Raw genomic sequence first — 12878 nt, 5'->3', positions numbered from 1 at the left:
AAATTAATTAAAATAAATCAGTCATTTAATATATCAACCCCTTCTTTAAAATCCTTTCTAAAAATAAAATCTGAATCGAAATATAAATTTGTCTAGACCCCAAACTTCGATTCAGCTCCATTTAAACTTGGCTTCTAGTTTCAATAAATCTCCATAAAAAAACCTCTTTTCGGATCAGGAAAAGAGGTTTTTTATTTCATTTAACCGATTAGAACGGTAAATCATCATCTAAGTCAGCTGGAGCCGCAGCAGGTTGAGGTGCGGCTTTTGGTGTATTAAAACCATTACCTGCTTGCGGACTGCCTGCATAATTGCCCTGATTTCCACCACCAAAACCGCCACCTTGACCATAACCATTTTGGTTGTTGTTATAGCCTGTGTTTTGGTAGCCACCGCCTTGATTGTTGTTAAAACGCGGTTGGTTAAAATCATTACCCGCTTGATGCTCACCACCTTGCTGACGAGAATCGAGCATTTGCATTTGGTCACCACGAATTTCGGTGCTGTAACGCTCTTGACCATTTTGGTCTGTCCATTGGCGCGTACGCAATGAACCTTCGATATAAACTTTCGAACCTTTACGTAAGTATTGCTGTGCAATTTCACCTAGACGGTTATGCAATACGATACGATGCCATTCTGTTTGTTCTTTTCGTTCGCCTGTATTTTTATCTGTCCACGATTCACTTGTTGCAATCGAAAATTGTGTCAGTGATCCACCATTTGGAAAGGTTTTTGTCTCAGGATCTTTACCCAAAGTACCGACTAAAATAACTTTATTCACACCACGCATTAGCTTGTCTACGTCCTATCTATTTCTATGTTTTACTTTATAAGAGTTATGCTTAAATGGCTACCTCTTTACCCAACAAGTGCGTTAAATCTTGTCGCGCAGCATCATCTAGATGTTGTTTATCGACCTTAATATAAGCAACTTGTTGCTCAGACATCACCACGACTTCTTCAATACCACGAATTGCCAGTAATTTTGAAGACCATTCATCTGTTTGTTGCGCTTCAGGTAGTCGAAGCACGATTGAAGACAAATATCTTGGTTGAGACAACCCAAAACTAACCAGCAGCCATAGTATAGCAATCCCCGTTAACACACTCCAGCCAAGCGCCGTATTCTGTAACATCAAAAGCTGACCGCCTAATGTTCCACCAAAAAAAGCACCTAAAAACTGACTACTTGCATTGACACCCATCGCAGTGGCTTTGGACTGAATCGGAGCGACCTTCGATAACCAAGAAGGCAATAAAGCTTCCATAACATTGAAGGCAATAAAGAAAATTCCTAAGCCTGTTAGCAACACATATTTCGATTCATAACCAAAAATGAGAATTAACAAGCCCCCAATAATACCTGCGATTGCAGATAGAAAAATCCCACGCATCTTGCGGTACTTTTCCGCAATGATGATGCTCGGAAATGCAAAAAACAAACTCACCAATAACAAGGGCAAGTAAATCAAACCATGTTTTGCTAAAGGAATTTGTGCGTAGTCGATTAATTGCGAAGGGATGTAAATAAACATTGCAGTGAGCAATAAATGCAATGAGAACACTGACACATGCAAGCGATTTAGATCGCCCATTTGAATCACTTGTTTTAGTTGAGCCCAATAACCTTGTTGAAAATTTCGATGATGGCGAGTGACTTTTGGCACCAATAACAACATTAAGATCGCAGCTAATCCCATGATGGTCGTGACAAAAAATAAACCTGAGATTCCGACTAAACTCGTCAGCCACGGCCCTAAACTAAATGCCACCACAAAAGACAAGCCAATACTCATACCCATGGCTGCCATTGCTTTCGTTCGTTGCTCTTCACGGGTTACATCTGCCAACAATGCCATCACAACTGCCGAAACAGCACCTGCACCCGCAATCGCACGACCGATGATTACACCATAGATCGTCTCGGAAAACCCTGCTATCGCACCGCCAATCGCAAACAATAGCAGTCCGAGAACAACCAGTGGCTTACGACTAAAACGATCTGCCAACAAGCTAAAAGGAATCTGTAAGATCGCCTGCGTTAAGCCATACACCCCGACAGCTAAACCGATCAAAGCAGGTGTTGCGTATTGATATGATTGCCCTGCAACTGAAAAAACAGGAATAATCATGAACAAGCCCAACATGCGTAAGGCAAAAATGCTACTTAAGGCAAAGGTTGAACGACGTTCTAAAGCATTCATCATTGACTAGACACTAAAACTGGCTCAAAGGATTATAAGCTATTCCTTTTAAAGCGTTGAAAAAATAACAATCGAATAAATAAAAAAGGGACGTTACCGTCCCTTTAAAAGATCTTAAGTGATCAAACTGAAACTAATCTTAAGAGCTCAGCTTCTGTCGTTTACTGTATTGGATCGAGGCAATTACCGCCCAAACAATAAATGCGACACCGATCAAACCAGTCACCACTTCAGGTACATGTAAACCTGTACCACTAGCAATCATAATGAATGCCAATGCACCAATCGCATAGTGCGCACCATGTTCAAGGAAGATGTAAGCATCTAAAGTGCCTTTCTCAACCAGATAGATCGTCATCGAACGGACGAAGATCGCACCAATCGCAAGACCCAACATAATGATCACAACATCACTGGTAATCGCAAATGCGCCAATAACACCATCAAAACTGAACGATGCATCTAGGACTTCAAGATATAAGAAACCACCAAAACCTGCTTTGACAACACCTGATGCAGCCCCATTACCATCATGCATTACGGCATTACCGTGTTCATCAATTTCAGGTTCACCACCCAATAAATGACTGAGAACTTGCACACCGATATAAACCACAATCCCCCAGATTCCAGCCATCGTCACTACCAGACGTTTGCTTTCCTCAACATTCGCCGCCATGATTAACATCGCAACCAAAGCAATGAAAACAGACATCGCAGGAACACTTGCAAGATGTGAGAGTTTAGATTCGATCCAACGGAACCAATGAGTTTCCTTTTCATCGTCGAAGAAGAAATTCAAGAACACCATCAATAAGAAAGTACCACCAAAGGCTGCAATTTCTGCATGATGTTCCATCAAACGAGCTGAATAAGACTTCGGATCGTTAAGTGCCAATTTCACGACTTCCATCATGCCCATATCTGCTGTGACAGCAACAATCACGACAGGAAAAACCAAGCGCATACCAAATACGGCAATTAAAATACCCACCGTTAAGAAGATCATTTTCCAGAAATGATCCCAATTACGGAGTACTGATGCGTTGACCACGGCGTTATCAAAAGAGAGAGAGACTTCCATCACTGCCAAAATTGCAGTAATAGTTAATGCTTTCAGCATTGTTGCAATACCTGCTTCTGGGCCATGCGTATAGCCCCAGTAAGCAGATAGTGCTAAACACACTACTGTAAAGAAAATTGAGAAACGAAAATGCTTCATGAGCAACCTTTTATTCGAAATCGTTTGGGTAGAAAAATGTGACTATTGTAGGCGAGTTTTGACCGAAAGACAGAAAAGATTGTTGGACTTATTTTGAGATCAAATACAATCAAAGCTAAGTTCTGATATAGTTTGAATAAAATCTTAGACTTATTGTTTTTACAGGTTCAATTTATGACTTTTTCTCAGGATGTCTGGCAGCGCAACATCGACCTTTATCAAAAAATCCTCGCACTTCCATTCAACCAAGAACTTGCAGCAGGAACATTGGACCCTCAAGTCTTTTGTCATTATGTGATTCAAGATGCACATTATCTATTGGCTTATGGTCGTGCGCTCGCAGTTGCTGCTGCTAAAGCTTATGAAGCGGATGATGTGATTCAATTTTCTGAAGCTGCAAAAATTGCAATCATCGTTGAACGTAGTCTGCACAGTGATTTCATGCAAGAGTTTTCCATCAGCAAAACTGAGTTTGAAAATACCCCGCTCACCCTTGCCTGTCATCACTACACATCTTTTCTAACGGCTACAGCTTGGTCAGAAAGTTATCCTGTGATTTTAGCGGCATTGCTTCCATGTTTTTGGATTTATGCAGAAGTCGGGAAATCAATTATTCACCAATCCGCTGACAAAAACCGTTACCAAGCATGGATTGATACCTATGCAGGTGAAGAATTTAATACAGCGGTAAGTAATGTGATTGCAACGATTGATAAAGTAGCAGCGCGTTGCGATGAAGATACTTTAGCAAAAATGCACGCAGCATATACGATGGGTGCAAAGCTAGAGTGGTTATTTTGGGATAGCGCTTATCAGCAACGCCAATGGTTAGGGCTAGATCACGCTTAATCCTATAAATAATTAAACACGACATTCTCTTAGACATAAAAAAGCCCCATAAAGGGGCTTAGTCGTATATCGTATCGTCCGATATACTGTATGAGGCTCATCTCAAACTGGCTGCATTAAAACACAAATCAGATCGAGTGAATACCTTTATTACTTAAAAAAAGTTAACGGCAATTAAGGCGATCAATGCGGGTACAGATTGGATATAAATAATTTTTTTGCTCGCCGTCAAACCACCATAAATACCTGCAATCAATACACAACCTAAAAAGAAATTCGCCAAAGCCACCGCATAGGTTTCAGGTGCAATTAACGACCAGAATAAGCCTGCTGCAAGAAAACCATTATAAAGACCTTGGTTTTGCGCTAAAACTTTGGTGAGCTGGGCTTTTTCAGGAGTATTCGCAAATGCTTTTAAACCTGCTGGTTTATCCCATAAAAACATTTCCAATACTAAGATATAAACATGCAAGACAGCAATTAGTCCTACGAGCAGTTGTCCGATCATCTCATTTTCCTTTTTATTGTATGACTCAATATCAGTAGACCAGCCTCACGACTGGTCATGCAATTTTCAAAATTAAGCTTTTAACAACACTTTACCCTGACGTGCTCCCTGAGTCGCTTTCAGTGCAGCAGTTTTAATGTCATCAAAACTGAAAACGCCTTCTACAGGTAGAACCAGTTTTTTCTGGGTCGCAAGTGTAAGTAGCTCAACAAATAATGCCTTTTTACGCTCTGCTGGCATTTCTTTATTGACTATACTTGCCCAAAAGCCTTTCACTGTAGCCTGTTTGAAAATCAAATCACCCGATGAAATCTGCATGGTTTCACCCGTCATGCTGCCAAATGAAACTAATAAGCTATTTTCACTCAGTAGATTCAGCATTTCACCACTCGCCGCTCCACCAATTGAATCCACGCCTGCAATTAATGGCTGATCAGCATGAATGGCTTTCACTTGTTGCTTCCAATCCGCCTGATCAGTCGCAACTACATGTTGAATACCTAAAGCCCGCATTTCAGCAATCGCATCGGTACGACGCACGAGATTAATCACTTGCAAACCACGCGCTTGAGCGATCATGGCAACGGTTTTACCCACCGCACCATTCGCTGTGTTCTGAATCAGCCATTGACCTGCTTGAACATTTACAAAGTCCAATAACATCAATGCACTAATCGGCATACCAATCAATTGAGCTGCTGTTTCATCATCAATCGCATCATTTAAAGGAATGATACTTTGCGCAGGGGCAATAAAATATTCTGCCCAACTGCCATGTACGCCAGCAACTGCAACCCGTTGCCCCAATTTACTTTCATCGACACCTTCACCTACAGCATCGACGATACCTACCGCTTCACTGCCACCAATTGCAGGTAAAGTTGGCTTATAGCCATAACTTCCCCTCACCGTCCATACATCATGATTATGGATTGGAGACATAATGGTCTTGATACGCACTTCACCTGCTTTAGGCTCTGGTTGAGGCATATCCGCTACTTCTAAAACATCTACGGGTTCGCCAAATTGATGATGGATAATACTTTGCATGATTTATTCCTGTATCGGTTGTAACAGCTGTTTCGTGGTTTCCAAAGCGAGATGCAATGGTGCTTTGTCTTGTGCCAATTTGGTCATCAATGCTGCACCTAACCAAAGCTGATACATCACTTGAGCTGTTTTAAATGGGTCAAGATGTGTTGGAATCGAACCTTGCTGCTGCCCTTCTTGTAATAGCAGCGCTATGCGTTGCGTGAGTCGATACACACCTAAATTCAAAATCTGTCGCATGTCTTCTGATAAATCAGAGACTTCAGCAGCGAGTTTCACAATTAAGCAGTTTTCTGCCCAACTGCCGTAAATTGGATCGTCAATCCACGCCTGCCACAATGCCATCAAACGTGCATAAGCACTTTGTTCAGTGTGCTGCCACAGCTGCTCGACACGTACTTTATAGTCAGCCATGTACTGTTCTAATAAAGCACAACCAAAGGCCTCTTTAGACGCAAAATAGTGATAGAACGAACCTTTGGGTACGTCACAGGCTTTCAAAATTTCTTGTAAGCCAACCCCAAGAAAACCTTTATGCAATACCAATTCAAAACTGGTATCCAAGATGTGTTTTCGGGTTGCTTCACTTTTCATTGATCGTTTCATGTTCATACTATAAATAAATATTAGACCAGTCATCTAGTAAAGTTATGTATTTTTATTTAGCAACAGCTTTACAGTAGTAAAATGAGAAAAGGAATGATAAAAATACAACTCGGTTTGAGACTGATCATGTTTGAAAAAGTGGTCTGACCGTCACAATTTGTCGTTTTAAATATTTTTATACCACTTGAACAATTTTAAGGCGCTATCATATAAGACCTGTTAAACAGCACGATGCTGCTCTGCAATTATTTTAAATTGATTGGTACTGAACTTTCTCTCAAGACATTCAAATTAAATAATTGATGATGCACCCCATCAATGTTCAACGTCTTTTGATCTTCTATTGCATATTATTGAGATGTTTTCATGAGCCAAAGTCATATCCGTATTCGAGGCGCACGTACCCATAATTTAAAGAATGTGTCACTCGATATTCCACGTGACAAATTTGTGGTGATCACAGGGCTTTCAGGTTCAGGGAAATCATCGTTGGCATTTGATACCTTATATGCTGAGGGTCAGCGTCGTTATGTTGAATCACTTTCAGCTTATGCACGACAATTCCTTTCGCAAATGGAAAAACCTGAAGTTGATTCAATCGAAGGTTTATCCCCTGCGATCGCGATCGAGCAAAAATCAACGAGTCATAACCCGCGTTCAACTGTCGGAACAATTACCGAAATTTATGACTATTTACGACTGCTCTATGCGCGTGTGGGTACACCCTACTGTCCAGAACATGACCTACCGATGGTCGCACAAACCGTTTCGGAAATGGTCGATGCAGTAAAATCGCTTGAAGAAGGTACGGCACTGATGTTGCTCGCACCTGTGGTTCGTGAGCGCAAAGGCGAATACAGTAACTTATTTGAACAATTACAAAGCCAAGGCTTTGTGCGTGCGCGTGTCGATGGCGAAATTATTGATATTGATACCCCACCTGAATTAGACAAAAAGAAAAAACATACCATCGAAGTCGTCGTCGACCGTTTCAAAGTACGCGATGATCTTGGCAATCGAATTGCTGAATCCTTTGAAACTGCCTTACGTTTAGGTGGCGATATTGCAATTTTATCGTGGATGAATGGCGAACACCCAGAACGTGTCTTTTCAGCGAAACACTCTTGTCCTGAATGTGACCGTGCGGTTGCTGAACTCGAGCCTCGTTTGTTCTCATTTAACAATCCTTTTGGTGCTTGCCCTGTCTGCGATGGTTTAGGGACGCGTAGTCATTTCAGCGCCGACAAACTTATTCCAAACCCAGAAGTATCGATCAGCCAAGGTGCAATTCGTGGTTGGGACAGACAGCGTCCGTATTACTATACGATGCTTCAAAAAGTCGCAGATCATTTTGATATTCCACTCGATACCCCGTGGAATCAACTGGATAAAGAGACACAAAAGAAATTCTTACAAGGTACAGGCAAAGAAAAAATCGACCTCAGTTATATTGATGAACGTGGTCGTAAACATAATCGTGTGCAACCTTTTGAAGGAATCTTGCCACATTTGGAACGTCGCTATCGTGAAACGGAATCGAATTATGTCCGAGATGACTTAGCCCAATACTTATCTAATGCCGCTTGTGATGCCTGTGGTGGTTCTCGTCTCAATGAAATCTCGCGTCATGTTCGTGTTAAAGACAAAACCATTGCTGAAATCACCAAGATGTCGATTGGTGATGCAGAAAGTTATTATCAAGACCTCAATCTTGAAGGGGCTAAAGGCGAAATCGCCGATAAAATTTTTAAAGAAATTCGTGAGCGTTTACACTTTTTGGTGAGTGTTGGACTCAATTATTTAAGCTTAGCACGCTCGGCTGAAACCCTTTCAGGGGGTGAGGCACAACGTATTCGTCTCGCTTCGCAAATCGGTGCAGGCTTGATGGGTGTGATGTATGTGCTTGATGAACCATCGATTGGTCTACACCAACGTGATAATGATCGCTTATTACAAACGCTCATTCGTTTACGTGATTTGGGCAACACCGTGCTAGTCGTTGAGCATGATGAAGATGCGATTCGCGCTGCGGACCATATCATTGATATCGGACCAGGTGCAGGGATTCACGGTGGTGCGATCATTGCTGAAGGAACTTATGACGAATTGGCGAACCATGCCGATTCGCTTACAGGTCAGTATCTTTCAGGCAAATTAAAAATTGCAGTGCCAAAACAACGTACCCAATCACCACGTCCTGATGAAGTGATTAAGCTTTCAGGCGCAAGCGGACATAATCTGAAGAATGTTGATTTAACCATTCCCTTAGGCATTATGACCTGTGTCACTGGCGTTTCAGGTTCAGGAAAGTCAACCTTAATTAATCGAACTTTATTGCCTTTAGCAGCCACTCAACTCAATGGTGCAACCACTCTTACCGCAGAAAAGTTTGATTCAATTGATGGTTTACAGCATTTGGATAAGGTGGTTGATATTGACCAAAGTCCAATTGGTCGTACACCACGTTCGAACCCTGCTACCTACACGGGGTTATTTACCCCAATTCGTGAGTTATTTGCGCAAACCCCTGAAGCCAAAGCACGTGGTTATAGCGCAGGTCGTTTCTCATTTAACGTAAAAGGCGGGCGCTGTGAGGCATGTGAAGGCGATGGCATGATCAAGGTCGCGATGCATTTCCTGCCTGATATGTATGTGCCTTGTGATGCCTGTCATGGCAAGCGTTATAATCGTGAAACACTGGAAGTAGGCTATAAAGGTAAGAATATTTCTGATGTGTTAGAAATGACGGTAGAAGATGCAGCCGAATTCTTTAGTGCAATTCCTGTGATTCATCGTCGTCTAGAAACACTGACTCAAGTAGGACTGGGTTATATTCGTTTGGGACAGGCAGCAACAACCCTTTCAGGTGGTGAAGCTCAACGCGTGAAATTAGCGCGTGAGTTAGCAAAACGTGATACGGGTAAAACCTTATATATCCTAGATGAGCCAACCACTGGTTTACATTTCCATGATATTGCCAAGTTACTCGATATCTTGCATGAGCTACGTAATAAGGGTAATACCATCGTTGTGATTGAGCATAATTTAGATGTGATCAAAACTGCCGATTGGGTGATTGATCTTGGCCCTGAAGGTGGTTCTGGTGGTGGTCAAATTATCGCTGAAGGCACACCTGAGCAAGTTGCTGAAGTTGAGATTTCACACACAGGTAAGTTCTTAAAACCGATGCTTAAATAAGATACAACTTATTGTATTTTAATGATAAAACGGTGATCAATTCACCGTTTTTTATTTAATGGACAAAATTATTTATCCCTCCACCACATTCTTCCCTTTAGCCTTCGCTCTTAACATCGATTGATCCGCATTTTCTAGCAGTTCAAGCCAGCTTTCTGCTCCGACAGCAACTCCAATACTTACCGATACTTGGATGGATTCATCTAAACTCGAAACCTCTATAAACTGACTAGCGATTTCAGTACGAATACTTTCCGCAATATGCTTAGCTGCATCTAACTGAATATTTTCAATAACCACTAAAAACTCATCACCACCATAACGCACAATCAGATCAGATGCCCTTACGTTATGCTTCAATTGATCCGCGATCATTGTAATCACCTGATCACCCACAATATGACCATACTGATCATTGACCAACTTAAAGTTATCAATATCAATCACGATCACACCTGTTTTAGAAAAGGCATTTGGGCGACTTTCCAAAACCCGAATGTATTCATCCAAAGCTAAGCGATTCGCTACACCAGTCAGCACATCGGAGTTCGCAATTTTCTTCAACTGAGACTCCATCATGTCTCGTTGTTTTAACATCGCTTTTAAACGATCGATCGCTTCGAATAATGAAGCAAATTCCTGTTTTGATGCTTTCGTATGCAGGTCTTCATAGGATGTGTTAGATAAGCGTAAGATCATTTGCCGAGCCCTAATTAAAGGCATAAATACCTTCCGCTTGGTATAAATCATAATAAATAGAGCAGTCAGCAATGAAAGACTGGTCATACACAATGTAAAAATCAGTTGTTGTTTCGCTTTTCTATTTTGCTCATATGCTACTTGGATACTGCTATCCAAAATATAATTTTGTAGATCCATCACCGTAATAAATTTATCTACAATTTGCTCCGTGAGTTGCGTTCCTGTAAGTGAATATGTTTGTTTCTTCGCACTCTCATCTAATAATCTTGAGATCAGTGGTAATCCCTGATCAAGAAACTCCGTTTTTACACGTCGATGTAAACGATAATATTCTGTAGTTTTGGTTTGTTCAGGCTGAATCGTATCAACCAAAGACCATAGATATCTGGCTTGATGTTGAGTTTGTAATGATCGAGCACGATTAATATCTGATATCGTTTGCTTAAACGTCACAGGTGCCATGATATTAGATGCTACGCGACCCGCTTGATCACGCATATCCGTTAAAACAACAATAGAAATAAAGTAATTTGACATCTTACTGTCTTTACTTTTTGCTTCTAGCATCAAAGCACTCAGATATTCACGTGTCTTATCCCATGCAGCGAACATGGAAGCTATCGCATGATCTAATTCTGCTGCATTACGTTGTTTTGGAGGGATCAGAGCATAGTCATCAACGACTTTTCGTGACTGTGCTAATTGAGTTTTTAAATCAGAATTTAAAGCCGTCGCGATAGAGTTAAAACCAGCTTGATGAAGTGTTGTAATCGCCTCATCAATTTGCTGATCGACAACCAGTCTAAATTCTTTCAACTCCTTTTGATGTTGCTGAAGCTCATCAGGCGTACTCGACATGAGCTTATTGGCAGGCGCTCGCTCTCTTGAAATCTTATTGGCTGTTTTTACTAAGGCCCGCAAACTTGTGATTTCTGATAATACTTGTTGAGTTTTTATATAATCTTGATAACTATGAATTATTAATGGAATAGAAATGTATAAGATCGAAAAAATAATCACGACCATGCAAGAAAATAGACGAAGGCTAATCTGCTCTGAACGTAATTTAACACGTTTCAAACTACGTTCCATGAAGACATCCTGCTCTTTTCAAAAATTCATCCTATTTGATTTCTTGAGAATATTAATCTTACCTTAATTTTAATTTGCGCTGATATGATTCCAATTAATTTTGAGACTTTTATAATCAAAGAATAATATGCAACTTTTTAAATTTCATTTTATTAAAATAACACTTTAAAATAATTAAACTAGTTTAGTTTTAACAATACTCTGGTGTATTTACAAGTATTTATAAAAAATGAATAGTCTCTTTATCATTCGACACAGCAAAAAAATTTTAAGCTATTGATTTAATTAAAAAACAAATAATCGAAAAAACAAATTCTGAAGATAAATATTATCAATTTCCCTAATTAAGTAAAAAGAGACACAATCAATTTAGATAAGAAATTAAGCAATTTGATACAAATTCCTCAAGGATGTTTCTCCCAATGATCAAACATCCTTCTTCTCATACCCAACCCACCTCATAGGGTTGGGTCTTTTTTATTATTAATTTACTAAAAAACCATCAAAACCAAAAACTAAAGCAGAATATAAACACCACGGAAAAATAATATATACCCCAGATAATCTAGTTATTAACCATGTGGTATATGTTATTAATTATCAATATAAATTTATACCAAATGCAATCGAAGCGCTTTCAACATCTTGAATATCGGTCATTGAGATATTGCTATTTTAATATTATTTTTAAAAACTAACTGCATGTGGTTTTTTTAATATTGTCATACTTTGTCTTACAACATGATGTCTGAAGCTGATTAAACAGTTGATCGAACAGCTATTTCATAGATTTATAAATAATTTTTTATTTGAACAACTTATAAATCAAATTTCCTACACTAAAAAATTGATAAAAAAAAGCTCAGCCTTGGGGAAAGCCGAGCTAGTAAAATCAGATGCTTTTAAACATCGAATACTCAAGAAAATGTTATGAGATAGAATGCTAAACAAATATCTCTTGGGCGCAATTATGTGAACTAAGTCTCCAAATGTAAAGTCGATTAAATAGATCAGGATTCTTTTTTTGATCGTTTTTTGGAATAACAAAACAACACTGTTCAATTAAATATTCTATTAAATAGCAAACCTTGCCCCGAACTACTGTTAAAAAATATGATTTATCATTCCAATTTGTAAAAAAAATAGATTTTGAACACACTTTTTCCAGCCAATTATGACAGTTTTAAGAAACCAATAATTGATAAATTAGATTAATACAATCGTATTTATCAATTAAAATGGTAAATTATGAACCCATCATAATATGTGTTTCGATTCACTATTTTGAATCTATCTATTTGTAAGATATAAACTTCAATATAGGTTGACAACACTACACACAATTGTATGTATTTTGATCAGCAACTGAGTGCACTATGATCGTTCATCGGGTTCTCAGATTTATTACATTGACATCATATTTTGTTACAATACAATGACTCAA

Annotated in this window: 9 protein-coding genes; 2 read left to right on the top strand and 7 right to left on the bottom strand. The window is 39.5% G+C overall.

The genetic code is table 11. From position 1 onward, the window contains the following. Positions 1-208 precede the first annotated feature (208 nt). The 3 genes from ssb to H2677_RS00890 all read right to left on the bottom strand — a co-directional run bounded on the left by ssb (position 209) and on the right by H2677_RS00890 (position 3429). Positions 209-793, bottom strand: coding sequence for a single-stranded DNA-binding protein (ssb, locus tag H2677_RS00900; RefSeq protein WP_004909838.1), 585 nt, complete (start codon positions 791-793; stop codon positions 209-211). A 52-nt stretch (positions 794-845) separates the two neighbouring features. Continuing rightward, positions 846-2210, bottom strand: a complete 1365-nt coding sequence (locus H2677_RS00895) for an MFS transporter (protein WP_005403380.1) — start codon at positions 2208-2210, stop codon at positions 846-848. Between the two features lie 136 nt (positions 2211-2346). Continuing rightward, a complete protein-coding gene (locus H2677_RS00890; RefSeq protein WP_004909842.1) occupies positions 2347-3429 on the bottom strand; it encodes a DUF475 domain-containing protein in 1083 nt (360 codons plus the stop codon). Between the two features lie 174 nt (positions 3430-3603). On the opposite strand from H2677_RS00890, the gene tenA reads away from it, so the two are divergent. Next, positions 3604-4278 (top strand): thiaminase II, encoded by a 675-nt coding sequence (gene tenA / locus H2677_RS00885; protein ID WP_212638961.1) that lies wholly within the window; start codon positions 3604-3606, stop codon positions 4276-4278. Positions 4279-4432: 154 nt separating this feature from the next. On the opposite strand, the gene H2677_RS00880 is transcribed toward tenA, so the two are convergent. The 3 genes from H2677_RS00880 to H2677_RS00870 form a co-directional block, all read right to left on the bottom strand. Then, on the bottom strand, positions 4433-4786 hold the full coding sequence (locus H2677_RS00880) for a DUF1304 domain-containing protein (RefSeq protein ID WP_004951378.1): 354 nt from the start codon (positions 4784-4786) through the stop codon (positions 4433-4435). Positions 4787-4858: 72 nt separating this feature from the next. Beyond that, positions 4859-5836 carry a zinc-binding dehydrogenase gene (locus tag H2677_RS00875; protein ID WP_212638960.1) on the bottom strand — a complete coding sequence of 326 codons (978 nt, stop codon included), beginning with the start codon at positions 5834-5836 and terminating at the stop codon, positions 4859-4861. A 3-nt stretch (positions 5837-5839) separates the two neighbouring features. Next, positions 5840-6442, bottom strand: a complete 603-nt coding sequence (locus H2677_RS00870; protein WP_212638959.1) for a TetR/AcrR family transcriptional regulator — start codon at positions 6440-6442, stop codon at positions 5840-5842. A 366-nt stretch (positions 6443-6808) separates the two neighbouring features. Here H2677_RS00870 and uvrA point away from each other — a divergent pair, with 366 nt between their 5' ends. Next, positions 6809-9640 carry an excinuclease ABC subunit UvrA gene (uvrA, locus tag H2677_RS00865; protein ID WP_004964883.1) on the top strand — a complete coding sequence of 944 codons (2832 nt, stop codon included), beginning with the start codon at positions 6809-6811 and terminating at the stop codon, positions 9638-9640. A 72-nt stretch (positions 9641-9712) separates the two neighbouring features. On the opposite strand, the gene H2677_RS00860 is transcribed toward uvrA, so the two are convergent. Next, positions 9713-11434 (bottom strand): GGDEF domain-containing protein, encoded by a 1722-nt coding sequence (locus H2677_RS00860; RefSeq protein WP_212638958.1) that lies wholly within the window; start codon positions 11432-11434, stop codon positions 9713-9715. Positions 11435-12878: the final 1444 nt, after the last annotated feature.

The sequence above is a fragment of the Acinetobacter junii genome, assembly GCF_018336855.1.
In the GTDB taxonomy this organism is placed as follows: Bacteria; Pseudomonadota; Gammaproteobacteria; order Pseudomonadales; family Moraxellaceae; genus Acinetobacter; species Acinetobacter junii.
This window is presented reverse-complemented; position numbering and strand designations above follow the sequence as displayed.

What these genes read in the sequence shown, in the direction of transcription:
- ssb (WP_004909838.1), bottom strand. Translation starts at nt 793, where the DNA reads ATGCGTGGTGTGAATAAAGTTATTTTAGTCGGTACTTTGGGTAAAGAT.
- H2677_RS00895 (WP_005403380.1), bottom strand. Translation starts at nt 2,210, where the DNA reads ATGATGAATGCTTTAGAACGTCGTTCAACCTTTGCCTTAAGTAGCATT.
- H2677_RS00890 (WP_004909842.1), bottom strand. Translation starts at nt 3,429, where the DNA reads ATGAAGCATTTTCGTTTCTCAATTTTCTTTACAGTAGTGTGTTTAGCA.
- tenA (WP_212638961.1), top strand. Translation starts at nt 3,604, where the DNA reads ATGACTTTTTCTCAGGATGTCTGGCAGCGCAACATCGACCTTTATCAA.
- H2677_RS00880 (WP_004951378.1), bottom strand. Translation starts at nt 4,786, where the DNA reads ATGATCGGACAACTGCTCGTAGGACTAATTGCTGTCTTGCATGTTTAT.
- H2677_RS00875 (WP_212638960.1), bottom strand. Translation starts at nt 5,836, where the DNA reads ATGCAAAGTATTATCCATCATCAATTTGGCGAACCCGTAGATGTTTTA.
- H2677_RS00870 (WP_212638959.1), bottom strand. Translation starts at nt 6,442, where the DNA reads ATGAAACGATCAATGAAAAGTGAAGCAACCCGAAAACACATCTTGGAT.
- uvrA (WP_004964883.1), top strand. Translation starts at nt 6,809, where the DNA reads ATGAGCCAAAGTCATATCCGTATTCGAGGCGCACGTACCCATAATTTA.
- H2677_RS00860 (WP_212638958.1), bottom strand. Translation starts at nt 11,434, where the DNA reads ATGGAACGTAGTTTGAAACGTGTTAAATTACGTTCAGAGCAGATTAGC.